Origin of the sequence: Burkholderia sp. COPS, from assembly GCF_019425585.1 — a bacterium.
In the GTDB taxonomy this organism is placed as follows: Bacteria; Pseudomonadota; Gammaproteobacteria; order Burkholderiales; family Burkholderiaceae; genus Burkholderia; species Burkholderia cepacia.
In genome coordinates this window covers 14,091-40,655 of sequence record NZ_WIXR01000002.1, presented here as the reverse complement: position 1 = coordinate 40,655, position 26,565 = coordinate 14,091, and the positions used below count along the sequence as shown (strand labels likewise).

25 protein-coding genes are annotated in these 26,565 nt (G+C 65.1%); 11 read left to right on the top strand and 14 right to left on the bottom strand.

Features of this window, described 5'->3' with window-relative positions; genetic code table 11:
• The first annotated feature begins 11 nt into the window (after window positions 1–11).
• Both FOZ70_RS00795 and FOZ70_RS00790 read left to right on the top strand, forming a co-directional pair.
• Window positions 12–1,397: an efflux RND transporter periplasmic adaptor subunit gene (locus FOZ70_RS00795; protein ID WP_219704757.1), complete on the top strand. Its 1,386-nt coding sequence runs from the start codon at window positions 12–14 to the stop codon at window positions 1,395–1,397.
• A 30-nt stretch (window positions 1,398–1,427) separates the two neighbouring features.
• A complete protein-coding gene (locus FOZ70_RS00790) occupies window positions 1,428–2,954 on the top strand; it encodes an efflux transporter outer membrane subunit (RefSeq protein ID WP_219704874.1) in 1,527 nt (508 codons plus the stop codon).
• Here FOZ70_RS00790 and FOZ70_RS00785 read toward each other — a convergent pair.
• Entirely contained in the window at window positions 2,935–4,449 is a 1,515-nt protein-coding gene (locus FOZ70_RS00785) for a heavy metal sensor histidine kinase (protein ID WP_219704756.1), read from the bottom strand. The genes FOZ70_RS00790 and FOZ70_RS00785 overlap by 20 nt on opposite strands.
• Window positions 4,446–5,123: a heavy metal response regulator transcription factor gene (locus tag FOZ70_RS00780; RefSeq protein WP_021160488.1), complete on the bottom strand. Its 678-nt coding sequence runs from the start codon at window positions 5,121–5,123 to the stop codon at window positions 4,446–4,448. Before FOZ70_RS00780 ends, FOZ70_RS00785 begins: the two co-directional genes overlap by 4 nt.
• 200 nt (window positions 5,124–5,323) lie before the next feature.
• Between FOZ70_RS00780 and FOZ70_RS00775 the strand changes: the two genes are divergently transcribed.
• Complete coding sequence (locus tag FOZ70_RS00775; RefSeq protein WP_059492936.1) at window positions 5,324–5,581, top strand: DUF4148 domain-containing protein; 258 nt, start codon at window positions 5,324–5,326, stop codon at window positions 5,579–5,581.
• 262 nt (window positions 5,582–5,843) lie between these two features.
• Here FOZ70_RS00775 and FOZ70_RS00770 read toward each other — a convergent pair whose 3' ends face one another.
• The 5 genes from FOZ70_RS00770 to FOZ70_RS00750 all read right to left on the bottom strand — a co-directional run bounded on the left by FOZ70_RS00770 (window position 5,844) and on the right by FOZ70_RS00750 (window position 12,538).
• Window positions 5,844–6,956: a Rieske 2Fe-2S domain-containing protein gene (locus tag FOZ70_RS00770; protein ID WP_165580299.1), complete on the bottom strand. Its 1,113-nt coding sequence runs from the start codon at window positions 6,954–6,956 to the stop codon at window positions 5,844–5,846.
• Window positions 6,957–6,980: 24 nt separating this feature from the next.
• A complete protein-coding gene (locus FOZ70_RS00765) occupies window positions 6,981–8,681 on the bottom strand; it encodes a tryptophan 7-halogenase (protein ID WP_219704755.1) in 1,701 nt (566 codons plus the stop codon).
• A 58-nt stretch (window positions 8,682–8,739) separates the two neighbouring features.
• Entirely contained in the window at window positions 8,740–9,825 is a 1,086-nt protein-coding gene (locus tag FOZ70_RS00760; protein WP_059686234.1) for a monodechloroaminopyrrolnitrin synthase PrnB family protein, read from the bottom strand.
• A complete protein-coding gene (locus FOZ70_RS00755; protein ID WP_059555332.1) occupies window positions 9,825–11,441 on the bottom strand; it encodes a tryptophan halogenase family protein in 1,617 nt (538 codons plus the stop codon). Before FOZ70_RS00755 ends, FOZ70_RS00760 begins: the two co-directional genes overlap by 1 nt.
• Window positions 11,442–11,938: 497 nt before the next feature.
• Window positions 11,939–12,538: a LysE family translocator gene (locus tag FOZ70_RS00750; RefSeq protein ID WP_059648763.1), complete on the bottom strand. Its 600-nt coding sequence runs from the start codon at window positions 12,536–12,538 to the stop codon at window positions 11,939–11,941.
• 131 nt (window positions 12,539–12,669) lie between these two features.
• On the opposite strand from FOZ70_RS00750, the gene FOZ70_RS37885 reads away from it, so the two are divergent.
• Window positions 12,670–12,804, top strand: a complete 135-nt coding sequence (locus FOZ70_RS37885) for a hypothetical protein (protein WP_258025508.1) — start codon at window positions 12,670–12,672, stop codon at window positions 12,802–12,804.
• 704 nt (window positions 12,805–13,508) lie between these two features.
• Here the strand turns inward: FOZ70_RS37885 and FOZ70_RS00745 are convergent.
• The 3 genes from FOZ70_RS00745 to FOZ70_RS00735 all read right to left on the bottom strand — a co-directional run bounded on the left by FOZ70_RS00745 (window position 13,509) and on the right by FOZ70_RS00735 (window position 15,987).
• Window positions 13,509–14,447, bottom strand: a complete 939-nt coding sequence (locus tag FOZ70_RS00745) for a cysteine synthase family protein (RefSeq protein ID WP_219704754.1) — start codon at window positions 14,445–14,447, stop codon at window positions 13,509–13,511.
• A 46-nt stretch (window positions 14,448–14,493) separates the two neighbouring features.
• Window positions 14,494–14,901 (bottom strand): MAPEG family protein, encoded by a 408-nt coding sequence (locus FOZ70_RS00740; RefSeq protein WP_219704753.1) that lies wholly within the window; start codon window positions 14,899–14,901, stop codon window positions 14,494–14,496.
• Window positions 14,902–15,120: 219 nt separating this feature from the next.
• Window positions 15,121–15,987, bottom strand: a complete 867-nt coding sequence (locus FOZ70_RS00735) for an NmrA family NAD(P)-binding protein (RefSeq protein WP_219704752.1) — start codon at window positions 15,985–15,987, stop codon at window positions 15,121–15,123.
• A gap of 208 nt (window positions 15,988–16,195) precedes the next feature.
• Between FOZ70_RS00735 and FOZ70_RS00730 the strand changes: the two genes are divergently transcribed.
• The gene (locus FOZ70_RS00730) at window positions 16,196–17,128 is read left to right on the top strand and encodes a LysR family transcriptional regulator (protein ID WP_219704751.1); all 933 of its coding nucleotides are present in this window, start codon (window positions 16,196–16,198) and stop codon (window positions 17,126–17,128) included.
• A 77-nt stretch (window positions 17,129–17,205) separates the two neighbouring features.
• Here the strand turns inward: FOZ70_RS00730 and FOZ70_RS00725 are convergent, their stop codons facing one another.
• Complete coding sequence (locus FOZ70_RS00725) at window positions 17,206–18,168, bottom strand: helix-turn-helix domain-containing protein (protein ID WP_021160476.1); 963 nt, start codon at window positions 18,166–18,168, stop codon at window positions 17,206–17,208.
• Window positions 18,169–18,353: 185 nt separating this feature from the next.
• On the opposite strand from FOZ70_RS00725, the gene FOZ70_RS00720 reads away from it, so the two are divergent.
• Entirely contained in the window at window positions 18,354–19,232 is an 879-nt protein-coding gene (locus FOZ70_RS00720; RefSeq protein WP_219704750.1) for an SDR family oxidoreductase, read from the top strand.
• A 54-nt stretch (window positions 19,233–19,286) separates the two neighbouring features.
• On the opposite strand, the gene FOZ70_RS00715 is transcribed toward FOZ70_RS00720, so the two are convergent.
• Window positions 19,287–20,384, bottom strand: coding sequence for a glycosyl hydrolase (locus FOZ70_RS00715; protein WP_219704873.1), 1,098 nt, complete (start codon window positions 20,382–20,384; stop codon window positions 19,287–19,289).
• Between the two features lie 610 nt (window positions 20,385–20,994).
• Here FOZ70_RS00715 and FOZ70_RS00710 point away from each other — a divergent pair.
• Window positions 20,995–21,168 (top strand): hypothetical protein, encoded by a 174-nt coding sequence (locus FOZ70_RS00710; RefSeq protein ID WP_155638150.1) that lies wholly within the window; start codon window positions 20,995–20,997, stop codon window positions 21,166–21,168.
• Between the two features lie 98 nt (window positions 21,169–21,266).
• Here the strand turns inward: FOZ70_RS00710 and FOZ70_RS00705 are convergent, their stop codons facing one another.
• A complete protein-coding gene (locus tag FOZ70_RS00705) occupies window positions 21,267–21,941 on the bottom strand; it encodes a lytic polysaccharide monooxygenase auxiliary activity family 9 protein (protein ID WP_059813583.1) in 675 nt (224 codons plus the stop codon).
• Window positions 21,942–22,299: 358 nt separating this feature from the next.
• On the opposite strand from FOZ70_RS00705, the gene FOZ70_RS00700 reads away from it, so the two are divergent.
• Together FOZ70_RS00700 and FOZ70_RS00695 are read left to right on the top strand one after the other, a co-directional pair.
• Window positions 22,300–22,524: a hypothetical protein gene (locus tag FOZ70_RS00700; protein ID WP_219704749.1), complete on the top strand. Its 225-nt coding sequence runs from the start codon at window positions 22,300–22,302 to the stop codon at window positions 22,522–22,524.
• A 342-nt stretch (window positions 22,525–22,866) separates the two neighbouring features.
• The gene (locus tag FOZ70_RS00695) at window positions 22,867–23,955 is read left to right on the top strand and encodes a porin (protein ID WP_059555916.1); all 1,089 of its coding nucleotides are present in this window, start codon (window positions 22,867–22,869) and stop codon (window positions 23,953–23,955) included.
• Window positions 23,956–24,030: 75 nt separating this feature from the next.
• Here FOZ70_RS00695 and FOZ70_RS00690 read toward each other — a convergent pair whose 3' ends face one another.
• Complete coding sequence (locus tag FOZ70_RS00690; RefSeq protein WP_021160469.1) at window positions 24,031–24,405, bottom strand: hypothetical protein; 375 nt, start codon at window positions 24,403–24,405, stop codon at window positions 24,031–24,033.
• Window positions 24,406–24,827: 422 nt separating this feature from the next.
• On the opposite strand from FOZ70_RS00690, the gene FOZ70_RS00685 reads away from it, so the two are divergent.
• Both FOZ70_RS00685 and FOZ70_RS00680 read left to right on the top strand, forming a co-directional pair.
• Window positions 24,828–25,736 (top strand): LysR family transcriptional regulator, encoded by a 909-nt coding sequence (locus FOZ70_RS00685; RefSeq protein WP_219704748.1) that lies wholly within the window; start codon window positions 24,828–24,830, stop codon window positions 25,734–25,736.
• A 22-nt stretch (window positions 25,737–25,758) separates the two neighbouring features.
• A complete protein-coding gene (locus tag FOZ70_RS00680) occupies window positions 25,759–26,433 on the top strand; it encodes a response regulator transcription factor (RefSeq protein WP_021160466.1) in 675 nt (224 codons plus the stop codon).
• Window positions 26,434–26,565 lie beyond the last annotated feature (132 nt).

Here is a 26,565-nt window from a genome sequence, read left to right as displayed (position 1 = left end):
TCGAACCCATCATGAACGACTCGACCGAACCTCTCGCCCCGCTTTCCGCCGAAACGGCGGCGGTCCCGCCTGTCGCGCGCGACACCGCACCCGACGCGCCGCTGCCCCGTCGCGGCCGCAGGCTCGCCGTGCCGCTGGCCGCGCTGGCACTCGCCGCCGCGCTGCTGGCCGCAGGCATCGTGCCGCGTATCGATGCACGCGCCGCGCAGCGCGTGCAGGTGGCCGCGCAGCAGGCGCTGCCGGTGTCCGTGATCCGGCCCGGCGCCGCGCCGGCCGACCAGACGCTCACGCTGCCGGGTGCGGTGATGCCCTACGCGGAAGCGTCGATCTACGCACGCACGAGCGGTTACATCGCGCACTGGAGTGCGGATATCGGCACGCACGTGAAAGCCGGGCAGACGCTCGCGCAGATCACGGCGCCCGACCTCGACGCGCAGTTGCGCCAGGCGCACGCCGACACGTCGACCGCGCAGGCGAACTACGACTACGCGAAATCGACCGCGCAGCGCTGGCAGGAGATGCTGAAGACGCAGTCGGTATCGCAGCAGGACACCGACACGAAGGTCGCCGACATGAACGCGAAGCGCGCGATGCTCGCCTCCGCGCAGGCGAATGCCGCCCACCTGAACGAACTCGTGTCGTACGAATCGGTGACGGCGCCGTTCGACGGCGTGATCACCGCGCGCAACGTCGACGTCGGCACGCTCGTCACGGCGGGCGGCACACCGGGCAGCCCGGGGCTGTCGGGCGAGCTGTTCCACCTCGAGCAGACCGACACGCTGCGCGTGTTCGTCGACGTCCCGCAGGATAGTGCTGCCGGCGTATCGGCCGGCACGCCCGTGTACCTGACCACGCAGCAGTATCCGGGCCGGCGCTTCGTCGCACGCGTGGCGCGCAGCGCGGGCGCGATCGATCCCGTGACGCGCACGCTGCGGGTCGAGATCGACGTCGACAACCGCGACGGCGCGCTGATGCCGGGCGCGTATGCGCAGGCGCACCTGCTCATCGCGAGTGCGGCGCCCGCGTTCGAGCTGCCGGTCAGCGCGCTGCTGTTCCGGCCGAACGGCGTGACGGTCGCGACCGTCGCCGCAAACGGCACCACCGCGCTGAAGACCGTGCAGATCGGCCGCGATTTCGGCACGCACGTCGAGATCGTCGCGGGACTGTCCGCGACCGATCGGGTGATCGACAACCCGGGCGATTCGATCGCCGACGGCGAGACCGTGAAGATCGTGCCGGTCGAGCCTGGCGCCGCGCAGGCGACTGCGCGGGCCGGCTCGGCTACCGGTGCGCCGGCGGTGCCTCGCGCGGTTGCGGCAGCACCGGCCGCCGTCGCGGCGCCCGCGTCGACGCCGGTTGCCACGTCGGTTGCGACGTCGACGCAGTCCCACGGCTGACCGTTCATGACAACCCGCGAGATCTCCACCATGTGCCTCTTTCATCCGCTTCCGTTCGCACGCCGCGTCGTCGCGCTCGGCATCGCCGCCGCGTTGACCGCATGCTCGACGCTACCCGCCTACTCGCCCCCCACCGTCGCGGTGCCTGCGCACTATGCGGGGGTACCGGCTACGGGCGTACCGGCTTCGGGCGTACCCGCCTCCCAACCAGGCTGGAACGTCGCCACGCCCGCCGATTCCGCGTCGCGCGGCCCGTGGTGGACCGTCTTCGACGACGCCGCACTGAACGCGCTCGAAGCGCGCGTCGACATCTCGAACCAGACCGTGAAGAAAGCCGTCGCCAATCTCCAGCAGGCGCGCGCGATGGTCGGTTACCAGCGTGCGGGCTTCCTGCCGACCGTCACGGCCGGCGTCGCGCAGAGCCGCTCGCGCTTGTCGCAGAACAAGCTCGGCTCGTCGCTCGCCGGCAAGACGACGCCCGACTACCAGGCCGGCGTCGCCGCGAGCTGGGAACCCGACCTGTTCGGCCGCGTGCGCGACGCCGTGACGGGCGCGCAGGCGAATGCCGACGCGAGCGCGGCCGACCTGCAGGCCGTGAGGCTGTCCGTCACGGCCGAACTCGCGACCGACTATTTCGCGCTGCGCTCGCTCGACACGCAGAAGCAACTGCTCGACGAAACGGTGCGCGCGTATGCCGATGCCCTGAAGCTGCTGAAGCAGCAACTCGCGGACGGCGCGATCGACGCGTCGGCCGTCGCGCAAGCCGAGACGCAACTCGAATCGACGCAGACGCAGGACACCGACATCGACGCGTCCCGCGCGCAACTCCAGCATGCGCTCGCGACGCTGGTCGGCGAAAGCGCGTCGACCTTCACGCTGCCGCCGCGCGTGCAGGCATTCGACGTGCCGGCGATCCCGGCCGGCGTACCGTCGCAACTGCTCGAGCGGCGGCCCGACATCGCGGCGGCCGAGCGGCGCGTCGCAGCCGCGAACGCGCAGATCGGCGAGGCGCGCGCCGCGTTTTTCCCCGACCTGGTGCTGTCGGCGAGCGCGGGGCTCGAAAGTTCGTTCTTCGCGCCGTGGCTCACCGCGCCGAGCCTGTTCTGGTCGCTCGGCTCGCAGCTCGCCGGCACGCTGTTCGACGGCGGGCGCCGCAGCGCGTCGCTGCACGCCGCGCATGCGCAGTACGACGGCGTGGTCGCCGATTACCGGCAGACCGTGCTGGCCGCGTTCCAGCAGGTCGAGGATCAACTGTCCGCGCTCGATGCGCTCGCATCGGAAGCAAACAGCCAGCAGCGCGCGACCGACGCGGCCGACCTGTCGCTGAAGCTGACAACCAACCGCTTCAACGCCGGTGCGGTCAGTTATCTCGACGTCGTGACCGCGCAGACGATCGCGCTGTCGAACCGGCGCCTGGCCGACCAGATCGCCGCGCGCCGGATGGAGGCGGCGGTCGCGCTGCTGACGGCGCTCGGCGGCGGCTGGAACAAGGATACGGATATGGATGCGCACGCAACCGCCGCCGCGCACGCGGCCGCTACGCCGTCGGCGTCCTGACGAACGTGAGGATGAAGCGCGTGCCGGCCGCGTCGCTTTCGACGCGTACGGTGCCGCCGTGCAATTCCATCACCGAACGCACGATCGCGAGGCCGAGCCCGGCCGTGCCGCCCGGCACGCCGCCGCTGCGCGCGGGGTCGCCGCGCACGAAACGCTCGAAGATGCGCGGCAGCAGCGCGGGATCGATCGGCTCGCCCGGGTTCGCGACGACGACGTGCACCGCATCCGCCGTTTCGTCGACGCTCATCGCGATCACGCCGCCCGCCGGCGTATAGCGCAGCGCGTTGGCCAGCAGGTTGCTGACCGCGCGGCGGAACAGTTCGAGATCGGCGGTCAGTTGCCCGTGCCCGTCGACGCGCAGCGTCGATCCCGCTTCGTCGGCGAGCCCTTCGAAATAACCGGCGATACGCTCCAGTTCGTCATGCACGTCGAACGCACGCTGCCGCGTGACGAAACCCGGATGCTCGGCGCGCGCGAGAAACAGCACGGTCTCGATCATCCGCGCGAGACGGTCGTATTCCTCGAGATTCGATTCGAGCAGTGCCTGGTACTCGTCGGGCGAACGCGGCCGCGCGAGCGCCACCTCGGTCGCGCCGCGCATGTTGTTCAGCGGCGTGCGCAGGTCGTGCGCGAGATCCGCGCTGAATTGCGACAGGTGTCCGAACGCCTGCTGCAGGCGGCCGAGCATCGCGTTCTGCGCGTCGACGAGCGCCGTCAGCTCGCGCGGCGCACGCGACGCGTCGAGCCGCGTATCGAGCTTGTCGACGGTGATCCGGCCCGTGTTCGCGACGATCTCGCGCAGCGGCGCTAGCGATGTGCGGATCAGCCCGTAGCTGAGCAGCATCGCGAACAGCGCACCCAGGCCGCCGGCGATCTTCAGCCGGTCGCGGTAGCCGTCGAGCATCGCAGCGCGATCGCTCATGTTGCGCGCGATCGCGATCCGGATCGTCGAGTGGTCGCGCAACTGCGCATCGCTGACGACGCCGCGCACGGACACGCCGCCGCCGGCCGTCCAGGTCGCGATCCGGTCGGTGGTGATCCGCTCATTCGCGGGCACCGGCGTCGCGTGCGGCGGGAACAGCGCGGCGTCGGGCAATGCCGGCAGCGCGGGCGGGGTGGGCGTCGATGCAGGCGTCGATGCGGCTGCCGCGGGCTCGGGCGAGTCCTCGAACCCGGTGCGCTCGACGTTGTGGCGTGCGAGCACGTTGCCCTGCCCGTCGACGACGGCGATCGACAGCGCCGCGTTGCCGAGCACCTGGCTCGTCAGCCGGTCCGCATGCGTGCGCACCGCGTCGAGCGAATCGAGCTCGCCCGCCAGCCGGCGCGTGTGCCGCGCGGCGAGCACGATGTCGAGGTCGTCCTGCGTGCTCACCTGACGCTCGAGGGCCGTATACACATAGGTGCCGACAAGCGCGAAGACGGCGAGCATGGTCGCGCCGAACGCGAGCGCGAGCGTCGTGCCGATCGAGCGGCCGATCAAGCGGCCGAGCGTCATGCGGCGTCCTTCGGCTCGAGCACGTAGCCGACGCCGCGCACCGTATGGATCAGCTTGACCGCGAAATCGTCGTCGATCTTCGCGCGCAGCCGCCGGATCGCGACTTCGACGACGTTGGTGTCGCTGTCGAAATTCATGTCCCACACATACGACGCGATCTGCGTGCGACTCAGCACCTCGCCCTGCCGGCGCGCGAGCAGTTGCAGCAGCGAGAATTCGCGCGGCGTCAGGTCGATCCGCACGGTGCCGCGCTTCACGCGGCGGCGCACGACGTCGATCTCCAGGTCGCCCACCGCGATGCGTTCCGTCTCGCGCGGCGGCCCGCGCCGGGCGAGCGTGCGGATCCGCGCAAGCAGCTCGACGAATGCGAACGGCTTCACGAGGTAGTCGTCGGCGCCGAGTTCGAGGCCGTGCACGCGATCCTGCACGTCGTCGCGCGCGGTCAGGAACAGCACGGGCGTCGCATGCGTGTCGCGCAGCCGCTTGAGCACACTCCAGCCGTCGAGCACCGGCAGCATCACGTCGAGCACGATCACGTCGTAGCTTTCCTCCTGCGCGAGCGTCAGGCCCTCGCCGCCATCCTTCGCGAGATCGACGCTGAAGCCGGATTCCTCGAGCCCTTTCTTCAGGTACGCGCCGGTCTTCGGTTCGTCTTCGACTATCAGGATGCGCATGGTCGGCTCCGTCGCATGGGGTGGTGACATGCGCCGATGTTACCGGGAAACGCGGCGCGCGAGCCGCATCGTGCAAGCGCGAAACGGGCGGATTACAAATCTGTAATCGGCGGGTCAGCGTCGTGCCTGCCGCGGCAACCAGAATGGGATACGTGGGGCCGCCCCACTCGCCCGTTCGTTCAACCCACCAGGGAGTCGCCATGAAACTCTTCACTGCCTTTGTCGTTGCCGCGCTGAGCCTGCCGTTCGGTACACAGGCCTTCGCCCAGTCCACGCAGGCGCCGCTCACGCGCGCCGAAATCTACCAGCAGCTGATCGATGCCGAAGCCGGCGGCTTGCTGCCGACCGACCGGAACGACTATCCGCCGTCGCACGCGCAGATCGCGCGCAATCGCCAGCTTTACGCGCGCGCGCATCCCGATGCGGCGCCGGTCGCGACGGCATCGGCCGGGAATTGATCTCCGCCTGTGTCCGGCAGCCGGATCGCGCGCCGACCCGGCGCCTGTCGGCGGATTTCGCGGCGCCCGCAGCCGGGCCCGCGAAATCCTTGTCGCTCAGGCGCTTGAGCGCACCGGCCCGACGGCCGCCCGCCTGCCCGACGACGTGAAACGATGAACGCGAAAAAGAGCCCGTGCTCGGCCCGGGCGTGCCGGCCACATGCGTTGCCGGCGCGATCCTGCTCATCGGCCGGTTCCCGGCCGCCGCTTCACGCCTCGCCGCTCACTCGCGGCGGTGCGGTCGGCCGCCCGTCTCGGCGACACGGTCGACCCAGCCTCGGTAGAACGCGCGGTACTTGAGCACGAGCTTGTCGTACCTGCTGTACGCACCGCCGCCGTCCGGCTTCATCCCGTTCCAGATCCTGACGTCGTACCCCGCGGCCTGTCGGGTCTGCAACCCGAACAGCACGTAGTCGGTCGCGCGGCGCAGGGCGCCGCCCACCTTCTTGATCGAGATGAGCATGTGCATGACGTTTTTGCCGTCGCTCACCGGCGTCACGCACTGGAGCAGCTTGTATTTGAAGTCTCCGTCCAGCGCGACGGTCATCACGCACCCGCCGGGGTAGCCGTCGAAGTGCAGGTTCATCTGCGACATGTTCAGGCCGAGCGCACGCGACAACATGCCGAGGGGCCCGAAATACCGGTTCACGGTGAAGTCGATCCCGGCACCGAACCACGCGCCCGCCCGGGCCAGCGGCTCGACCTCCGGCCACGGGCGCCAGTCGTCGAACAGCTTGAGTTCGAAGGCCGAGATCGGGAGCGCGTGCACCGGGGTCGCGTGTTGCGCGTCGTAGAAGTTCTCGACGATCCGCAAGACCGCCGTCGTCGTCTCGAACGCGAAGTGCAGGTGCATGAAGTCGCCGTTGTCGACGTCGGCCGCGGCAATTTCGGGCAGCGGGTGCAGCGGCTGCGGGGAGCCGTACCAGACCCACACGTAGCCGTACCGCTCCGCGGTGACCCACGTCGGCTGACGCGCGCCGCGCGGAACGGGCTCCAGCTGCCGCACCACCTGGCTGTGCCCGGGGATGTGAACGCACCGGCCCTGCTCGTCGTACCGCCAGTGGTGAAACGGGCACTGGATGCACCCGTCGGTGACCCGCCCGTCGGCCAGGTTCGCGCCGAGGTGCGAGCAGTGGCGGTCCATCACCACCGCCCGCCCGGTCGCGCCGCGCCACGCCACGCACGGACGGCCGAACAGCGTCAACTCCGTCGGCTTGTCCTTGAGGTCGTCCGAGCGCATCGCGACGTACCAGCTCGCGGCCACGCGCGTGGTCGCGTCGTACACCCCCGGGGCTTGCTCCGTGGCGACCGCTTGATCGAATTGAACGTCGTTCATCGTTTTCCTGGCGGTGTCGGCCGGCTACTTCAGCGCCAGGCCGATGCGGGTCGTGATGTACGCCTTGAGCAGCGCGAACATCGGGTTGTAGTCGAAGTACCGTTTCACCTCTGCCGGCGCGCTGGTTTGCGTCCAGTGCATCAGCTTCATCGCGGGCACCAGGCTGTACTTCGAGTTGTTGAGTTGCGGCCTGGCCCCGGTGATGCAGTACCCGAAGCCGAACATCGGCCTGGCGAACTCGCGTTCGTCGATGAGGGCGTGAATCCGCGCCGCGGCCTCCCCGGCCTCCTTGTGCCCGGCGCTCACGGCCTCGACCTCGGCCTTGGCGTCGTTGAACAACTGGTAGTACCCCTCCATGTCCGCGCACAGGTATCCGAGGTACGGAGGGTCGTTGTCGAGGTGGTCGAGGTCGCCTTCGTCACGCGACGCGCGGAACCTCGCATGGGCCTGCACGAGCCGGAACTGCCCGAGGATCGTGCCGACCGCCCACAGCCTGTGGAACGCGTCCCACAGGCGAAAGTCCGAAAACGCCGTATAGCAGCAACTGACGAAGTCGTCGTTGTGGTCCAGCAGCTTCTGCTGCAGGCGCTCGATGTACTCGAAACGCTCGGGAGAAAAGTCGTCGTCGCGCAGCGCCTTGATGAGGCGCGCCGCGAGCGCATGGATGGTCACCGCGGTGTTCTCGAGCCCCCGGGAGAACAGCGGGTCGATGAACCCGTTCGCATGCAGCATCAGGCAGTAGCGGTCGCCGACGCAGGCGCTCGACGAGAATTGCAGGCGGTCGGTCTTGACCCAGTCGCGCACCGGCACGGCGTCGCGGAACTGCGCCGCGATGCTCGGGAACCGCGCGAGGAACTCGTCGAATTCCTGCTGTGCGGAGATGTCGGTTTTCGGGTAGACACGCGGGTCGAGCTGCAGGCCGACGCTCACCAGGTTGTTGGTCGATCGCGGGTGGTTGTTGAACGGAATCACCCAGAGCCAGCCGCCCGCGAACATGTGGTGCAGGGTTCCCTCGTGCCAGCGCCAGCGCTGCCCCTTGACCTTGAAGATGTCGTCGAACGGCTTGACCCCGAGCATGTGCGTGTAAATGCTGCGCGAGTGCGTCTTGAATCGGCACGGCTCTTCGCGGAGCTTGAACTTGGTCGCGAGCGGCGCGCGCGGCCCGCCGCAATCGATCATGTACCGGCCGGTGAACCGTTCGCCCTGGGCGGTGGTCACCGCGACGCCGTCCTTGTCGGCGTGGTATTCGGTCACGTTCGTCTTCTGGCGCACCGTGCAGCCGTACTTGATCGCGGCTTGCAACAGGTAGGCGTCGACGTCCTGGCGGTAATAGTGGCTCTCCGGGCCCCACGGCAGTTCGGGAATCACGCACTGCGTGAATTCCTTCGGGTCGTGCTCCTGGCCGGGCTTGTGGAACACGAAGCCGAAGTTGCGCTTGATGCCCGTGCTCGACGCGACGTAACGCTGCGTCGCGTAGAACGACGTGATGCGGTCGAGCTCCGGAATGCCGTAGCGATCGGCGATGATGCGATTCATCAGGGACGTCTCGGGGATCGACGATTCGCCGATCGTGAAGCGCGGGTGCGACGACTCCTCGATGATCAGCACGCGAAACTGCTGGTTGGCCAGGATCGCCCCCATCTGGGTGCCGGACATGCCCGACCCGAGGATGATCACGTCGAAGTGGTTGCTGTCGCGCCCGTTCGCGGGGCTCTTTTCAGTCATGAGGGCACACTCTCCTGGTGAGATGGAACACATGGCCGCACGCGTCGGGCGTCGGGTGTCAGGGCTCGTCGAGCGCGGCGCGCAGGCGGGACCGCACGGCACGCGTGAGCGTGAGCAGATCGCCGAGCATGCTGGGCGCGTACCCCCCGCTGCCGATCGTCGGGCCGCTTCGCCCGACTTCGTACGCACGCTCCGCCAATTTGACGTGCGGCGCGCGGAAGCGCAGCAGGATCTCGAAGACCCGGTCGAGGGCCGCCAGCCCGGCCACGACGGGCTCGCCCCGCGCGCCGCCCGCCTGCACCTCGCCGAGCACGCGGTCGACGAGCGACGGCGCCCCGGCGAACCGTGCGTAGATCGCCCCGAACGCGGGAAGCACGTAGGGCAGGTACGTCTCCTTGAATTCCCGATAACCGGGATGGTCCGATTGCGACCCCCACAGCACGTGCTCGAGCACGAAGAGCGGCATTTCCACCGCGCCGGGGCCGAGGTAGCTCCGGCCCCCGACCCGAATCGGTTCGTAGTACGGCCGAAGCTCGTCGTAGAAGACCTGCACCGAGATATAGCGGTACGCGTAAACGATCGATTCGACCATCTTGTGGAGATAGTCCGCCAGCTCGTCGCACCCTTCGGCGAACGACGGCGACCGCAGGGGCACGTCGTACAGCTCGACGGTCATCCCGATGGCCGCCTCGAGCGCCGCCATCGAGATGCGCACGCTCTCGAGCAGGTGCGCTTCGTCGCGCAGCCCGGTGTAGCTCCGCTGCGCGTCGGCCGCCGCCGGGTTCCAGACCGTCACGTGCAGGAGCGTCTCGCGCGGCGGCAGGCCGGTCACGCGCGCCAGGTCGAGCAGCACCGGCTCGAGCCCGGGCACCGCGTCCACGGGCTCGTGGCCGTGCCGCTTGAGCGAGCCCAGGAAGAACCCGATGTCCCGCATCGCGGCGGCGGCTTCGACGAAGCCCCAGCCGGCGGGCACGCCCCGCACCGGGAGGAACTCGCGCAACAGGCCGACGATGCCAGGCACGTCCTTTTGGCGGTTCAGGCCCGGCAGTTGCAGAACGAGTGCCCGCGCCCGCAGCGGATCGCAAGCCGCCACCGCGGCGTGCGTCGCCGCGAATGCGCATGCGCGGTCGAGGGTGCGCTCCACTACAGGATTTCCGGCGCCGCGAGCGTCGGCCCGGGCTGGCTGCGAGACAACCCCGCGCCGCCGTCGCGCAGCGACCGCAGGTAGTCGTAGTTGGTCGGCAGGCTCGTCCGCAGACGCTCGGCCTCGCGCCGGATGCGGGCGAACATCGCCTCGGCCTTGTCGATCGACTCCGGCCGGTGCTGCAAGAGCGGCAGCGACCGGTCGGGCAGCAAGCCCAGGCCCGCAAAGATGCAGTAATAGTTTCCGTTCAACCAGAAGTTCCTGAATTCGTAGTCGAACGTTTCGTAGTACGTGGAATCGTCGAACGACGTGGTGGTCAGCGGCAATCCTGCCTTGTAGCGCTGAACCTTTTCCTTGATGGCATCCGAGAGGCGCAGGTCGTGCCGGTTCGCGAGCCAGAACGGCGTGTCGTCGCGCGACGAGGTGAAATAGTGCGCCTGGACGAAATCCCGGCAGTCGTCGAACATGTGGACGATCTCGGCGTTGAATGCGTCCGCCAGCCGCGGGTCGAACGAGGTATCGGGGAAGTGCTTCACGAGCTGGTAAAGCGCCGCGTAGATGAAGTAGATTCCCGTCGATTCCAGCGGCTCCAGGAAGCACGACGACAGCCCGATCGCGACGCAGTTGTTGACCCACGCCCGCCCGTTGCGCCCGACCCGGAACTTGATCTGGTTGAGCGGCTGCTTGTCCGAGAGGCCCCAGAGGTTGAGGAAGTCGGCGGTGGCCTGGTCGCGCGACGTGAACTTGCTGGAGAAGACGTAGCCGCTGCCGAACCGGCCCAGCATCGGAATCTTCCAGGTCCACCCCGAATTCATGGCGATCGCCGACGTGTACGGCTCGACTCCCACGCGCGCATCGGCGTTCGGCACGGCGCTGGCGACCGCGCTGTCGCACAGCAGGTAGTCGGACATGTCGATGAAGGGCTCTTTCAGCGCCTGGTTGATCAGCAGCCCCCGCATGCCGGAGCAGTCGATGAACAGGTCCGCCTCCAGCGTCCGTCCTTCCTTGGTTGACAGGCTGGCGATGTGACCGCGTTCGTTCAGGTGAACCTGCTCGACCTCGTCGATCACCTGTTTCACCCCGCGCTCGATGGCCCAGCGCTTCAGGAAGTCGGCTACCAGGTGCGCATCGAAGTGCCACGCGTGGGACATCTGGCGGGTGCCGTCGGACAGGCACGGTGCGAGCTTGGCGTCGAGCGCCCCGGGCTGCGGGTAGCACGCGTACTCCATCGGCTGCTGGAAGCCCTGTTCGCGCTTGCGCATCCAGTAGTGGGTAAGCGGCACGCCGTCGCAGTTCGGCACGGTGCCGAACAAGTGGTAGAAATGATCGTCGCGTGCGTGCTCGGGGGACTTCCTCCAGTTCACGAACTTGATGGCGGCCTTGAACGCGCCATTCACCTGGGGCATCCACTCCCGCTCCGGTATTCCGAGGAAGTCGAAGAACACCTTCTGCAAACTCGGGATGGTCGCCTCGCCCACGCCGATCCGGGGGATCGCCGCGGACTCGACGAGCGTAATGCTCGTGTGCTGCTGGAGCGCCCGGACGAGGTACGAAGCGGCCATCCAGCCCGCGGTGCCGCCGCCCACGATGACGATATTCTTGATCGGGTTGCTCATGACACGGTTCTCATAGGATTTGAAACCTGAAGGGATAGTGCCGCCTGATCGAGCTGAACGCGTAAATCGTCCGGTAACGCACCGGGAATGGATTGGCTTGCCGATGCGGCAATTGCCATTAGCGCATCGAATTCACATGAAACTTCAGATTCCCGAAGCTTTTCATACCGTTCGCGTAACCTGCCGGACACACCTTAACAGCGTTCACGACGGCACACCTCGCAAAATTTCATATCAATTTTCATTGCCCCAAAGAAATATTCAATCCATAAAATATCGACGAGATATTTTCCACACGAACATTCACATTTTTAAAAATCAATCATTTCATTTTTAGCAAACGCATCAATTTATTGTATAAAAACGATAAACGAACTACCCAATTAACGGGAAACGAATGAGGTCGCCACCATTTTCGAAACAATGATGTCGACCCTTGCGTGTTTCGGCGAATTCGACCCGCACCCGGCGAGGAGAGGGGTGCTACCCGACAGGCCTTAGCGGTTGAGTACGGAAAACGCCAGCGTGCCCGCGAACATCGCCAGCACGACCGACGCGCCGCGAAGCAGCGTTCCGGTATGGGTGGCCAGCGAACGGCGCGCCGTCAGGACGCCGCCGACCACAAGCCACATCGAACCGATCGTCACGGCGAGCACCGTGAAGACCGCGATCGAGCAGAGATAAAACGGAACCGATACGAACGCCTGCGGGGGAAAGATCGCCGTGGCGAACAACAACGCCTTCGGGTTCATGGTCGTCGCGACGAACATGTCGCGAAAGCCGATGGTGCCTGACCGGATGCCGTCAAGGTGCGGGCTTTTCCATAGCTGCAGGGCGAGATAGAAGATGTAGGCTGAACTCCCCAGCTTCAGCACATCGTAAAGCCAGGGCCGCGTGGCCGCGAAGGTCGCCAGGAAGAAACCCCACAGGGATATCGCGAAGCCGTAGCCCGATGCCTCCGCAACCAGGAGCGGCGACGATTGCCGGAAGCCGACCCTGATTCCCGAGGACAGCAACAAGGTATTTGTCGGGCCTGGCGTGGCCAGGACCAGCGAAACGTAGAGTGCCATCTTCAACATCACCTGGAATGTCGGCATCTTGCTTCCTTGGTGTCGATGACGGTCGCCATGTGTCGGGGCGAGTTGTCGTATCGGTTGGGGGGTCATTCTGCATTCGGGCTGCTGTGGGCGTGCGCGACAGGCGCTAGCTGTGCCCGGCAACCATGCAAATGGCGATCAAGAGCAAACCAACTGGTTTCAACGGAATTTGGGGGAATGATGAATTTGTCACGGCATTGCCGTTTCGCAGCGAATTGTACGCCGCCGAACCGAATTATGTCGTGCCTGAAAATGCCTGCGCGTGATTTAAAATAGACGCAATCAATGTTACTCAATCACACATTTTTTATTCTGAAAAGCAAAGCGTAACTTTCCACGTGATTGATTCGATTACGTGCCATTAATCGCTTAATCGGGTCACGATGATCAGGATGGCCCCAATAGCCGCGAAGAGAATCGCGCGGTAAAGGCAAGCATCACTTGCGCATCACTTTGAATACGCTGCGGGCCAAATCCGCCAATGGCCGGATCTATATAGGTTAATAACAGGCACCGACCCTGCCGTTCGGCCCGCTGACTTTCACACCGTCCACGCTGGCGTCGCTCACGCGCACCGAAGTCCGCCGGCAACCGATCGATGCCGATACCGAAGCCGACGCACTGCCGCCGACCAACCGTAACGACTGTCCGCCGTCGCACGCGCATCCCGATGCGGCACCGGTCGATCGTCGATCAACGGTAGAGGGCCGCGTCGCAGACGCCGTCCCTTTTCATTCGCTCCACCTTTTTATTATCAGGAATCCTTTCATGTCGGTCAGTAGAGCGATGCATCATCCATGCGTGAGGTGGACGTGAGTGAACCCGGGGCCTTCCCGCCAGCACGGTGCGATGCCCGCCACTGAATCATCAGCGTCGTGCCGGCCGTGCCGGTCGCGCTGACCGTCGTTCACCTGCTGCGCATGACGAAACCGGTCTCGATGCAAAACGATGCGGCTACGACGAATGGCCGTCAGCCCGTCGTTGGCGCGAACGACTTCAGGTACTTCATGCCGGTGTCGCACATGATCGTCACGATCGTGGCGTCCCGGCCAAGCCGTTCGGCGAGTCGCAATGCGCCAGTTACGTTGGCTCCGGTCGACGTACCGCAGAACAACCCCTCTTCGGCGGCCAGTCGGAACGCCATGGCTCTCGCCTCCTCCGTGGAGACACGCTCGAGCTCGTCAGCAATCCCGTCGCGCCAAAGCGGCACGACATAACCCGCGCCGATCCCGTCGATCTTGTGCGCGCCGGTAGGGCCACCCGACAGTACCGCGGATTCGGCCGGTTCCACACCGGCGATCCGAATGCGTGCATCGTGTTCGCGCAAGCGCCGCGAAATCCCGCGCAGCGACGCAGCCGTGCCGACGCTCTGGACGAAGCCGTCGAGGCGGCCGCCGGTCTGCTCCCAGATCTCGTCGGCCATCTTCGTGTAGGCGTTGAGCTGATCGGTGTTTTCCATCTGCGCCGTGATGTATGCGCCCGTCTCGCCGGCAATTCGATGCGCTTCGCGAATCATGTCCTTCGTCAGCTTCTCGGTTTGCTTGCCGTTGTCGCTGGGGACGAGCGTCAGCTTCGCGCCCAGCAGGCGCATGTGATCGAGCTTTTCCTTCGAGAACGCATCCGATGAAACCAGATGCAGCGGATGCCGCTTGACGGCACACACCAGCGCCAGCGACACGCCGGTGCTGCCGCCGGTGTATTCGACCACTGCGCCGCCGGGCTTCAGACGCCCATCCCGCTCGGGAGCTTCGATCATCTCGAGCGCGATCCGATCCTTCATGCTGCCGGTTGGATTCTGACTTTCGAGCTTGACGAAAAGGCGTGCGCCGTTCTTCGGGACAACGTTTCGCAATGGGACGAGTGACGTGTTGCCGATCGTGTCGAGGATGTTGCCGGGAGTCGATTTCATGGTGACCTCTGAAGTAAGCGGGCAAGTGAAACGCAAGTGCGTGGGGTTAGCTCGCGTGTCCGAGCAACGCAACAGCGAACGTGAGCGTCGCCGCGAAGCCGGCCAGGAAAGCGATCGTGCGAACCACGGGAATGCCGGCGGCGTAGACCACGTAGTGAACCAACCGGGCACCCAGATAGAGCTTGGCCGAGAACACCGTCGCCGGGCCGCTCGCCCCCGTCATCGCGCACATCAGCACGAGCGGGGCGAACACGGCGAGATTCTCGATCGCGTTCGCATGCGCGCTACGTACGCGTTCCGCCCACGGCGGATCGGGCGGACGGGACGGATCGGGATTGTTCAGGGCCGCCATCAGGCCACGCGTCGTGATCCTGGCCAGCATGTACGGAATCCACATCAGCAGCGTTGCGACGGCAGTGAGCGTCAGCAGGTGAAGTTCTGGCGAAAATGTCATCGGATGGGCCTTGTCGAACAGAAGGTGCGGCAGAGATCTGCGGATGCCGGAAATGCTTCGCAGTCTAGACTCGCGACGAGGCCTGATCCATAGTCACAAATGACATTAATAGCGACAATCACGACACAAGATCGAAACGGAATCCGGCAGTCGTTCGACCGCGACGATGCATCGTTGGCGCGTGGCACAAACGCGCCACACGTCGCCCACCGCATTCACTCAGACCGCACGCGACACAAGCTCGCCGAGAACCGCATCCAGTTCGATGTGCCCGCGCATGATTTCTTCCGGATTACTTTCGAAATCGATCCAGCCTTCGTTGAAGCCGTCCAGCATGCGCATGCGGGGTAGTGGATGTTTCATGCCCTGCGCGCGGAACAGCGCTTCCCACGTTCGCCTGTCGACGCCTTCCGCGCGCACCGGCCGCCCCAGAACGCGAGCGAAGGCGAGTGCAAGATCGTCGGGGCTCAGGCGGCGCGGGCCCTCGAGCTCGACGACACGCACACCGCGCCAGGTCTGCTGGAGCAGTTCTGCCGCGACGCGACCTACGTCCGCGGTGGCGACCATCGGCACCGGCTTGTCGAGCGGCTGCAGGTAGCTGGCGACGACGCCATCGTCGCGCGCGGACGCGACGTCCCACGCGGCGTTCTCCATGAACCAGCCGGGCCGCAGGAACGTCACGGGCATCGGCATCTCGCGCAGCGCCTGTTCCATCAGCGTGCGTTGCGTGAGCAGATTGGGCTCGTCAGCCTGCGCACCGATCGTCGACAGGCAAACGACCTTTTCGGGGCGCGCCTGCAGAAGCGCCGCGGACACGGCCTCGATCACCTTCCGCGCCTCGGGAAACCCGGGCTCCGGATCGAACTCCGAAGGCGGCAGGATGAAAACGCCCGCAGCGCCCGTGAACGCGGCGGCGAGCGACGAAGGGTCTTCCATGAAAGCGGTCGCAATCTCGCACCCGCGCGCCGCCCACGCCCCTGCCCGCGTCGCGTCGCGCGCGACCGCGCGCACCGACCGCCCCGAGGCCAGCAGTTCGCTGGCCAATGCGCCGCCGACCTTGCCGGTGATGCCTGTTATCGCATACATGCTCGTTCTCCGTGTGTGAATACGTCGGTCGCATTCTGGCCAAACATCGAGCGAAACAAAACGACATGGATGGAAGCAGATAAGTGACAACGCGTCACTAATTCGGCATGATCGACGCAGACGACCGCCATGGCCGCGCTATCCGGCGTCGGCGTGTCGGCCTTCCGTGGGTCGCCCGCGATCCGCCACCGTATGCACTCGAACAACCATGAGATCCAGTAGCGAGAAACTGTCCGGCAGCATCAGCGTGTTCGCCGCCGTGGTCGATGCCGGCACGTTTGCGGCTGCGGCCGACGTAATAGGCATGACGCCGCCGGGCGTCAGTCGAGCGATTGCGCGACTGGAAAGAAGGCTGAACATCCGGCTGTTCAATCGGACGACGCGGTCGGTGTCGCTGACCGAAGAGGGCCGCAGGTTTTACGAGCAGGTCATGCCGCATCTTGCCGGGCTGGAGGAAGCAGCCGCGGCGGCCGCGGGCGGCGCCTCCGTCGTGCGCGGAAAGCTGCGAATCAACCTGGATCCCGTCGTTTACCGGGCCATTCTCGGGCAACGACTCGATGCGTTCATGGACGCGCATCCCGACCTCGAAATCGAGCTCATCGCGCGAGACAGCCTGGGCGACCTCGTCATGGATGGCTTCGACCTCGCCGTGCGATTCGGCGAACCGCGATCGTCCAGCCTGATTGCGAGAAAGCTGCTCGATACCGGCGTCGTGACGGTCGCGGCGCCGTCGTACATCGCTCGCCGGGGACGGCCGGCCAAACCCGAGGATCTCGAAAGCCGCAGCCATCGATGCCTTGAATTTCGCAACCCGGAGACAGGCAAGCCGTTCGCCTGGGAATTCCATCGTCGGCGCAAACGCATCGTGGTCGACACCCGGGGACGCCTCACGGTCAACGATCCGGGCGCGCTGCTCGGCGCGTGCCTCGCCGGTTCCGGCATTGCACAGATGCTGCTGCTCGGTGCCGAGCCGCTGATCGCCGACGGCCGGTTGATCAATCTCTTTCCCGAATGGGCCGACGAGCGGTATCCGTTATATGCGTACTATCCATCCCGGCATCACGTGCCGGCCAAGACGCGGGCGTTCCTGGATTTCATGGTCGAACTGACGGATATTCACGGCCGCGCCGGCATACGCTAGCGCCGTTCCGGCGGCGCCCGCGGCCCCTTGGCGCTGCCTTCGCAGCGTACGGCAACACCGCTTTTCAAGGCCGGACGCTACCGATTGCCGGCACGCAATTCCCGGACCCCACGGCCGAGCCTGCGGCGCAACAAGGCCCGCAACGTCGCCGCATCCGCGTAGCCGACCTCGCTCGCAATCGTCTCCAGGTCGTAACCCATCGACACGAGATTCTGCGCCCGTTCGATGCGGAGATCCTGGACGAACGCCAATGGTGACTTCCCAAGTACCGCCTCGGTACGGCGCTGCAACGTGCGCGGTCCGACGGCCAATGCGGCGGCCGCCGCCTGAAGCGAAAAACCCGTGGAAAGATGCTCGCGGGCCCATCGCTCGAATCGAGCGACCAGCGGATCCGCATGGGCAAGGTAATCCGGAACGATGTATTCGGCCTGTGACGAACGCTTGTCGATCAGCATGAAACGGGCAACGAGCGTGGCCAGTTCGGGACTCGCCTGACGCAGCAACCACAGCGCAAGGTCGAGATGGCCCATGGCCGACCCCGCCGTCACCAGGCGATCCGCGGCGACGACCATGCGTGAATCGTCCAGATCGACTGCAGGATAACGTTGCCGAAAGAAGGGCGAGAGCGACCAGGTGGTCGTCGCCTCGCGATGATCCAGAAGCCCGGCTTCCGCCAGCACGAACGTACCGATGCAAGCGGCGGCGACGCCGACGCCATCGGCATGCCACGCCCGAAGGTGCGCCATGGCATCGCACATGTCCGGACGCTCCAGCGCCTCGATCAGGCGCTCCGGCTGCCTGATGCCGGGCGCGGGCACGACCACCCAGTCGGCATGGCGTGCGCTGCTTGCGGGCTCCGCCAGCATGGACAGTCCGTGCGCGGTACGGATGCGTCTGCGTACGCCGACCACTTCGACGTCGAAGGGCGGCGCGGCGAAGCCCTGAGCGGCAGCCAGTTCGTTGGCCATCGCGAAGGTATCCAAAAACACCGTCAGGCCGGTGTCGAACAGCCCTTCGAGCGCCAGAATGGACAATCTCATGTCGTAAACACATCTATTAATGTCATTTGCGACTATAGCCCGCTTTCCGTGAAAAACCTAGACTGCGCAGCAATGCGGCGAAGATTTCTCGAATGACATCGTCCATTTCATCTCGATCGCATCGGACGCGCTCGCGCTGATTCGGTTGCGGCTCTCCAACCCTGTTTTGCTGGAACACACTCGACATGTCCAAAACCATTCTGATAACCGGCGCCAGCAGCGGCTTCGGCCGCGACACTGCAGAAGCGCTCTCGGCGGCCGGGCACCGGGTATTCGCGTCGATGCGCGACATCGCCGGCCGAAACCGGCCGCATGCCGATGCCCTTCAAGCGAAAGGCATGCACGTCATCGAACTGGATGTGACGGACGATGCGTCCGTCGAGCGAGGCGTAGCTTCCGTGCTGGAAAATGCCGGGCATCTCGACGTCCTCGTCAACAACGCAGGTATCGGATCAGCGGGTATTTCCGAGGCGTTCACGACAAAGCAGGTACAGGCGCTCTTCGACGTGAATGTGTTCGGCATCCAGCGAACGTCGAGGGCGGTGCTGCCGACCTTCAGAAAACAGGGCGAAGGCCTGATCGTGAATATCGGTTCGATACTCGGCCGCGTGACGTTTCCGTTCTTCGGACTCTATGGCGCATCGAAGTTCGCGCTCGAAGCGTTGACCGACAGCTACCGCTACGAGTTGTCGACGTCGGGCATCGACGTCGTTCTCGTTCAACCCAGCAACTATCCGACGAATATTTTCGCCAGCGCGCAGCGGCCGGCCGACGCCGCGCGCGTACCCGGCTACGGCGAGGCCGGTGCGATTCCGGACAAGATGGTGGAGACGCTCATGGCGCTGTTCGCGAGCGACCACGCGCCGAACCCGCACGACGTCGCCGACGCGATCGTGCAGCTTGTCGCACAAGCCAACGGTACTCGTCCGCCGCGTTTGATCGTGGGCGAGTCATTCGGCGCCGACGCCCTCAACGCTCAAGCGGCCTCGATTCAGGCGCAGGTGCTCGAGGGCCTCGGGCTGGCACACCTCGCCAAGCCGAAAGGGCGATCCGCCGCGGCTTGAACGTACGGTCGACGCAGAAGCCGACACCGATCCGACGCACTGCCCCCGCTTCGTTCAATTGCCGGGCGCGAGGTCGTTGGCAAACCGGTTCGTATAACCGAGCGTACCGACGCCGCCGATGGAGTTGCACGTCGACGATGCGGCGCCGGGCGGGCAATCGACGTCACGGTCGAACGACCAGAAGTGGACACCCACGAGGCCGTTCTGTTTCACGAACTGCGCAACGGTGTCCGCATCCGCCGGCGTAAAGGTTTCGCCGCTCACATCGTTGCCGCCGATCATCGGCGTCAGCTCGATCTGGCTGTACGGTACGCCCCAGTGATCGTGCAGGTTCATCGCCGCCTGGATCGCCGACTGTCCCATCTGGCAGGTGCCGTTCGCCACCACGCAGTTCCCCGCCCCCGCCGCCCCGTAGTCCATCGTCATCAGGTCGATGGTGTAGTTCTTGAGGCCGTGCGCCTGGATCGCCTGCATGACCCAGTCTCCATACACGTTGAAGCTGTCGGGAGCGCTGGCGCCCCAGGAGCTGGCCGTGGTCGCGCCCTGCTGAGAAGGGGCCAGCGTCGCGAGCGTAAAGCTGAAGCGCAGGCCGGGATAATTCTGCTGGGCGACTGCCACGCGCCGGACGAGATCGTCGATCACCTGTTGTGTCTGCCCGCCCTCGATATCGAAGTCGATCCCGATGAGGTTGTTCGACGCATAACGATTGATGAAGGCCGCCATGCCCGCATCCGTCCCGCACGTGAACATACCGGCCGCGCCGCCGGTGGAAATCACGTAATTCACATTGGCCGCGGTGAAAAGCGGCACATTGGCGGCCGCCAGCGCGCCGCCGTCGACGCCCGCCCAGTTCTCGCTGCCGCATTCGCCGGTCGCAAACGCGAGCGTCAGCGTGCGGACACCGGCCGGCAGCACCGACAGCACCGGGCTCATCTGACCGGTGACGTTCGACGAGATGACGTTGGTGTTCCAGTTCATCGAAATCGTCGCGTCCTTGTACGGGCTATAAACGAATGCCGGCGCCGTGCCGTTACCCGTCCCGGCCGCCGCGGCGGTGCTGGTGCCAGTGCCGAAGGACGACCATGCCAACAGAAGCGCCAGCGCGCCCTTCAAGGTCGATCGCTGCATGATTCCGGATCGGTTGCTCTTCATTTTCATGCCCTCATCGCGTTATACGCATTACCGGCATCGGTCTTCCACGCCATACATGCCGGGGAATATGTCAGGAAGACGCGCTCCGCCCGCGCAGGCGTAACGGAAATCCGCCACGTCACGCGGACGGCACGCGTCGGCATCATTGATACCGACTACCAAATCAATATCGCGACCAGATCAGCCTTGGGGCCCATCCAACCGGTGGTTTCCCCTTTCGATCGACAAAGCTGCGCCCAGGTCGAATTCAAAAGAAATCAACCTTACAAATTGCCACCTGAAACCAATTCCTATATTGATTCTGTTTTTTATATCTACGACGGAAAAAACGACGACTTCGGTCTATGCTGGTGAAGCGTGTGCACGCCACTTACGCGCAAGTCCGGATGTCCGTCACAAGCGCGATGCAGGCGGTACGTGAAGCCGTCACGCAGGCCCGGGATAGCGGGCCTGCCACGCGGCGGCAGACACTGGTCTTTCACCGACCGATGTAGTGATGCTTCAATCCGACGCCCGCGTTTCGTTTGGTTATACTACATAATCGTCAGGCATCAACCCTTGAATCGAGTATTTTCACCCATATCGAAACCAGAAATATTCACGCGATCGCATGGCCATATTGCAATTATCGCCATTCGATAATTCAACCGGATATTCCGCAGCCATTTGGCTGATTGTTCAAATCAACGAAATTCAAGGGACGCGATCGAGCTTCATCGTATTGGCTGCCGACCCTGATGCATCCATCGAACCCGGCGGCCGCAACCAGGTGGTCGCCGGGTAAGCCGGCCGCCGTGTGAGTGCCGCCCACCGCGTCCCTCACGCGGGTTCTTCATCTCATGACGCGCCGGGCATCGCCGGGCGCGTCATGTCGCGGCCGTATCAGAACGGGCTGCGTGTCGTATCGCCATTGGTGAAGATCGCGTCGACGACCTGATAGAACGCCATCGCCGTATCCGCGACTTCCCAGACCGCAAGGATCACGTGGTAGCCGCTACGCACCGGCAGCCGGCACGCGTGAATGGTCGGCTGCTGGGGCACCAGGTTCGCGTTCGGGTCCCAGTATGGCTGGCCGGGATTCTGGATCGTGCAGAACGGCGTGGGCTCGAACTGCGCACGCGTGAGCTTTTCCGACGGGTTCCAGTCGGCGCGTGTAATGAAGTAGTTCCAGCGACGCGTCTTGTGCACGGCACTGAACTCCCACTTGAAATTCTGCACCGCGCCCGGCCGCAGCGGGATCTTCTGCCAGCGGCCCGGCGACTGCTCGTTCAGCACGGGCAGCGGGCCATTCGTGCTGGCGCCGGCGATTTCGCCGTCCTTCGGTGGCGCGGCATTCTTCGCGTCGTCCGGCGCGAACGGGTCCGACAGACCGCTTTGCGTCGCGGGGAAGAACTTGCCGTTCTCCATCGCGTTCGCGTGCCACGCGTCGACAGGGCAGTTCGGATTCTGGCCTTGCGTGCACAGCACGATGCGCGAAGGCGGTTCGGTCAAACGGCCGTGCGCGTGCGCACCGGCCGCCGCGACCAGCAGTGCGACACCGGCCAGCGCGCGTGGCATGACGGAAGCAACGTAGCTGCGGATGTTCTTGTTCATGAGCCCTCTCATGGCATGAATGTCGAAACGGATATGCGCACATCGAGCCTGTCGCAAGATTCCGCGAAGAGATTCCTGTCGACGCGTCGTCGCGCATGCTGATCGGCGAAAGCGGCGGTCGAATGAAACCGCGGCAAGCAATAAACAATCACCATGCTTTCTGACAAATCACTTTCACCGAGTCGAACCTTATCCGCAAAAACCGAAAAAATAAACGTCTCTCATTGTTAATCTTTTGATTCGCGGCATCGAATCACCCATTCCCGCTTGCTTCGCTCGTCAACCCTGAAGTAACGCGGATTCTGGTGCTTGACGATCGTGAATGATCGATCCCGGCATTTCGCGTTCGGGGCCACGAGCATGGCCGCTTCCATTGCTCGATAATTTGATTCATCGGTTGATATTTGAATTGAATAAAGCCCGCCAATCATTCAAAACCCGAACCGGTACGAATGACTATTTCTCTGAAAATTACGCCTGTTCTGAAAATAGTTCGCAGGTCATGGTCGACCGGGAGCCTCGAGATCCGGTCATATTCAAGCGCTGACGCACTACGCGTCGATGTCGTCGATGTCGGTCGCGTTGCGAAGCGCGGCGTCAACTCCCCCGCGAAGCGGCCAGGAGCATGCCCGCTTCCCGGAAGGGCGAACGAATCATCCCCCAAGCCCGCAACCCCGAATCGAACAACCCACAGCGCCCAAAACCCGCGTTGTCGACCGCCCGCAGGCACGAAACCAACGCAAAAACTGAAAGACTGAATTGCCGATCCGCACGCTTTTGACGCAGCTATATTCTCGACGACCAGCCCTTTAAACAAGGACTGCGAACAATATCCGTCAACCTACGTTCGAGACCTTCATCCATGAATAAAACGACACGGCTGCTGCGCATGACGTGCGCACTCGCCTGCTGCGGCCTGTTCTCCCATGCGCATGCGCAAAGCAGCGTCACGCTGTACGGCGTCATCGACACCGGGATCGACTTCGCGTCGAACGTCGGCGGCCAGCACCTGTGGCAGATGGCGAGCGGCGTCAGCGCCGGCAGCCGCTGGGGGCTGCGCGGCAAGGAAGATCTCGGTGGCGGGCTCGCCGCGATCTTCGATCTCGAAAGCGGCTTCAATTCCACGAACGGCGGGCTCGGCAGCGGCCTCGCGTTCTCGCGCAACGCTTACGTCGGGCTGTCCGACCAGCGCATGGGCACGCTGACGCTCGGCCGCCAGTGGGATCCGATCGTCGACCTGATCGAGCCGTATTCGCTGAACGACTATTACGGGGGCTGGTATTTCTCGCACCCGAACGACATGGACAACCTCGACAACGGCTTCGCGATCAGCAATGCCGTGAAATACACGAGCCCGACGATCGCCGGTTTCACGGGTGAGGCGCTCTACTCGTTCGGCGGCCAGCCCGGCCGCTTCTCCGACAACGCCGCGTACAGCGCGGCGCTCGCGTACACGAACGGGCCGTTCTCGGCCGGCGTCGGCTACCTGCGCGTCAACGATCCGGAGCAGGCTGTGCAGAGCTACCAGAACGGCGGCGGATACACGAACGCGGTGTACGGCGACGCGCTCATGAACGCGCGCAGCCAGAACATCTTCGCGGCCGGCGCGTCGTACCAGCTCGGCAAACTGAAGCTGATGGGCAACTTCACCGACGTCGATTTCCAGCAAGGCGACGACGAGCAGGACGTGAAGTTCCAGAACTACGAAGTCGCCGGCACACTCGCCGCCACGAGCCAGCTCAACTTCGGCCTCGGTTATACCTACACGACCGGCCGCGACCACGCGACCGGCCAGGAACCCAAATACCGTCAGCTGAACGCGAGCGCCGAGTACGAACTGTCGAAGCGCACGGCGGTCTACGCGCTCGCGGCACTGCAGATGGCGTCGGGCGGCGCCGTCGCGCAGGTCGCGGGCTTCGATCCGTCGTCGAGCGGCCGGCAGGCGGTCGGCCGGATCGGGCTGCGCCACACGTTCTAGGCGATCGCGCGAAGGGGCCGGCTTCCCGTGTACCGGAAGCCGGCCCCGGCCGGTGCGATCGACCCGCGCGTCGAATCAGTTCGGCAGGCTGACCACCATCTGCTCGTCCTCGAGCAGTTGCGTGAGCGACCCGTGCAGACGCTCGAGGCTGCGCGGCGGCAGCGCGAAACTCGCCCAGCCGAGCCCCGTGTGCCGCAGCAACAGCACCGCGCCGCCGTACAGCGGATGGCGCTCCGCGTACCAGCACGGGTCCATCTCCGTCACGAACTGCTGCGCGCGCGGCGGCATCTCGGGCACGGCCGGCTGCATCGACGCGCGCAACAGGCTCAGATACTGGATGACCGCATCGACGTCCTCCGGATCGAGCACCGCGGCACCCCGTTCGATCGACACCAGCACCACCGGCTTGCCGTGTTCCTGGATCATCTTGATACTCAGCGGCTGCGTCATTATTGCGTTCCTCGTGGCTACTCGTATCGGCCCATTATCGGCAGCCGTGTCACGCGCGCACCTGAAGATTTGATGCAGCTTCATGAATTTATTTTTAGGTTGACCGCCGTTGCGGAAAACGCGTATTCGTCGTCGCGACGCACGACGATCTCGACGGTATGGTCGAGACCTTCGACGACACGCGTGTTCAGTGAATCGCAGCGACAGGCGAGAACACCGTCCCGCACGCGCATGCGTCTTCCCCCGCGTCGTCCGCCGCTTCCTTAAACGAAATTTCATCCATTCCGCGTCGTTTTTTAAGCGTCCGGCGCCGGCCCGCATCCCATAATCGGCTCGCTACCCTGCCGGTCACGCGCGGCGGCACGCATCGAGCGGTGCGTCGGCGGCGCATGCGAACGGTCAATTCTTTCCTTCGGCGAACCATGAACCAACTGCAAGCGATGCGCGTGTTCACGCGCGTAGTCGAGTTGTCGAGTTTCAATCTCGCCGCGCGCCAGCTCGGGATGTCGGCGGCCGCGGTCACGCGCAGCGTCGGCATGCTCGAAGCGCACCTGAACATGCGACTGCTGAACCGGACGACCCGCAGCCTGTCCCTCACCGAGACCGGCCGCGAATATCTCGACGGTTGCCGCACGATCATCGAGAAGCTCGACGAGATCGAATCGAACCTCGTGCAGGTCACGCGCGATCCGCGCGGCACGCTGCGGATCGCCGCGTCGGCGACCTCCGTCGCGGCCGGCCTCGGCGTGCTGCTGTCGGCGTATCGCGACGGGCATCCGCGCGTCCGGTTCGACGTGACCACGTTCGACACGCACGTCGACATGGTCGAGGGCGGCTACGACGTCTGCTTCTGCGACGATCGCCGCCTCGTCAACGCAACCTTCGTGTCGCGGATGCTGACGAGCGTGCGCGACGTGGTCGTCGCATCGCCCGAGTACCTCGCGCGCCACGGCACGCCGAACGACCCAGCCGAACTGAACGAACATAGCCTGCTGACCGTGTCGAACGGCACCGCGCGCAGCTGGGAATTCTCGGACGTCGACGGTTCCTACCGCGTCTACACCGGCAACGCGCTGGCCTCGACCGGCAGCATGATGGTGCGGATCGCGGCACTCAATCACATGGGCATCACGCAATTGCCGCACCCGCTCGTCGCCGACGATCTCGCACGCGGCGCGCTGGTGCCGCTGCTCGAACGCTACGAAGTGAACGGCGGCGCGCGCTGCATCTCGATGCTTTACCCGAGCCGCAACCATCTGTCGACCAAGGTCCGCAGCTTCATCGACTACGTGGTCGAACACTATCGCGCGCCCGAGCGCGCCACCGCCTGATTCCGCCCGGGCCGCTCCGTCCATGCCCCACATCCTGACGATCGAAGACGATCCGCTGATCGCGGATCACATCACCCAGGCGCTGCGCGCCGCCGGCCACCAGGTGGACGTCGCGCGCACCGGCCGCGACGGCATGGCCAGGGCGATGAGCGCGGACTACGACGTCGTGACGCTCGACCGCATGCTGCCGGATCTCGACGGGCTCACGATTCTCGCGACGATGCGTGGCGTCGGCCTCGACACGCCGGTGCTCGTGATGAGCGCGATGTCCGACGTCGACCAGCGCATCCAGGGGCTGCGCGCGGGCGGCGACGATTATCTCGTCAAGCCGTTCTCGCTCGACGAGATGTGCGCGCGCATCGACGTGCTGATCCGCCGCCGGCCGCGCGGCGCGCCGGTCGAGACGGTGCTGCGCACGGGCGAGCTCGCATTCGACCTGGTGCGGCGCCGCGTCACGCTCGGCGCGAGCGAACTCGCGCTGCTGCCGACCGAATTGCGCGTGCTCGAATTCATGATGCGCCACGCCGGGCGCGTGCTCACGCGCACGATGATCTTCGAGGCGGTGTGGGGCTGCCGTTTCGATCCGGGCACCAACCTCATCGACGTCCACGTCGGCCGCCTGCGCAAGAAGGTGAACCGGCCGGATGCGGCGCCGTTGATCCGCACGATCCGCGGCGCGGGCTACATGCTCGGCTGAATCCGGCCGCCGCCACCTAAAACTTCTTTCATTTTTTTAGCGACCGGCTGTTAGGGGCCGCTCCGCAGAATGCGGTCATCGGCTGCGTATCGGTGTTTTCCCGAAGCCGCGCGCATCCGGCTCTTCTTCACG

Coding starts and splice junctions, on each gene's coding strand:
- FOZ70_RS00795 (WP_219704757.1), top strand. CDS start 12: ATGAACGACTCGACCGAACCTCTCGCCCCGCTTTCCGCCGAAACGGCG.
- FOZ70_RS00790 (WP_219704874.1), top strand. CDS start 1,428: ATGTGCCTCTTTCATCCGCTTCCGTTCGCACGCCGCGTCGTCGCGCTC.
- FOZ70_RS00785 (WP_219704756.1), bottom strand. CDS start 4,449: ATGACGCTCGGCCGCTTGATCGGCCGCTCGATCGGCACGACGCTCGCG.
- FOZ70_RS00780 (WP_021160488.1), bottom strand. CDS start 5,123: ATGCGCATCCTGATAGTCGAAGACGAACCGAAGACCGGCGCGTACCTG.
- FOZ70_RS00775 (WP_059492936.1), top strand. CDS start 5,324: ATGAAACTCTTCACTGCCTTTGTCGTTGCCGCGCTGAGCCTGCCGTTC.
- FOZ70_RS00770 (WP_165580299.1), bottom strand. CDS start 6,956: ATGAACGACGTTCAATTCGATCAAGCGGTCGCCACGGAGCAAGCCCCG.
- FOZ70_RS00765 (WP_219704755.1), bottom strand. CDS start 8,681: ATGACTGAAAAGAGCCCCGCGAACGGGCGCGACAGCAACCACTTCGAC.
- FOZ70_RS00755 (WP_059555332.1), bottom strand. CDS start 11,441: ATGAGCAACCCGATCAAGAATATCGTCATCGTGGGCGGCGGCACCGCG.
- FOZ70_RS00750 (WP_059648763.1), bottom strand. CDS start 12,538: ATGCCGACATTCCAGGTGATGTTGAAGATGGCACTCTACGTTTCGCTG.
- FOZ70_RS37885 (WP_258025508.1), top strand. CDS start 12,670: ATGGCGATCAAGAGCAAACCAACTGGTTTCAACGGAATTTGGGGGAAT.
- FOZ70_RS00745 (WP_219704754.1), bottom strand. CDS start 14,447: ATGAAATCGACTCCCGGCAACATCCTCGACACGATCGGCAACACGTCA.
- FOZ70_RS00740 (WP_219704753.1), bottom strand. CDS start 14,901: ATGACATTTTCGCCAGAACTTCACCTGCTGACGCTCACTGCCGTCGCA.
- FOZ70_RS00735 (WP_219704752.1), bottom strand. CDS start 15,987: ATGTATGCGATAACAGGCATCACCGGCAAGGTCGGCGGCGCATTGGCC.
- FOZ70_RS00730 (WP_219704751.1), top strand. CDS start 16,196: ATGAGATCCAGTAGCGAGAAACTGTCCGGCAGCATCAGCGTGTTCGCC.
- FOZ70_RS00725 (WP_021160476.1), bottom strand. CDS start 18,168: ATGAGATTGTCCATTCTGGCGCTCGAAGGGCTGTTCGACACCGGCCTG.
- FOZ70_RS00720 (WP_219704750.1), top strand. CDS start 18,354: ATGTCCAAAACCATTCTGATAACCGGCGCCAGCAGCGGCTTCGGCCGC.
- FOZ70_RS00715 (WP_219704873.1), bottom strand. CDS start 20,384: ATGAAGAGCAACCGATCCGGAATCATGCAGCGATCGACCTTGAAGGGC.
- FOZ70_RS00710 (WP_155638150.1), top strand. CDS start 20,995: ATGGCCATATTGCAATTATCGCCATTCGATAATTCAACCGGATATTCC.
- FOZ70_RS00705 (WP_059813583.1), bottom strand. CDS start 21,941: ATGCCACGCGCGCTGGCCGGTGTCGCACTGCTGGTCGCGGCGGCCGGT.
- FOZ70_RS00700 (WP_219704749.1), top strand. CDS start 22,300: ATGATCGATCCCGGCATTTCGCGTTCGGGGCCACGAGCATGGCCGCTT.
- FOZ70_RS00695 (WP_059555916.1), top strand. CDS start 22,867: ATGACGTGCGCACTCGCCTGCTGCGGCCTGTTCTCCCATGCGCATGCG.
- FOZ70_RS00690 (WP_021160469.1), bottom strand. CDS start 24,405: ATGACGCAGCCGCTGAGTATCAAGATGATCCAGGAACACGGCAAGCCG.
- FOZ70_RS00685 (WP_219704748.1), top strand. CDS start 24,828: ATGAACCAACTGCAAGCGATGCGCGTGTTCACGCGCGTAGTCGAGTTG.
- FOZ70_RS00680 (WP_021160466.1), top strand. CDS start 25,759: ATGCCCCACATCCTGACGATCGAAGACGATCCGCTGATCGCGGATCAC.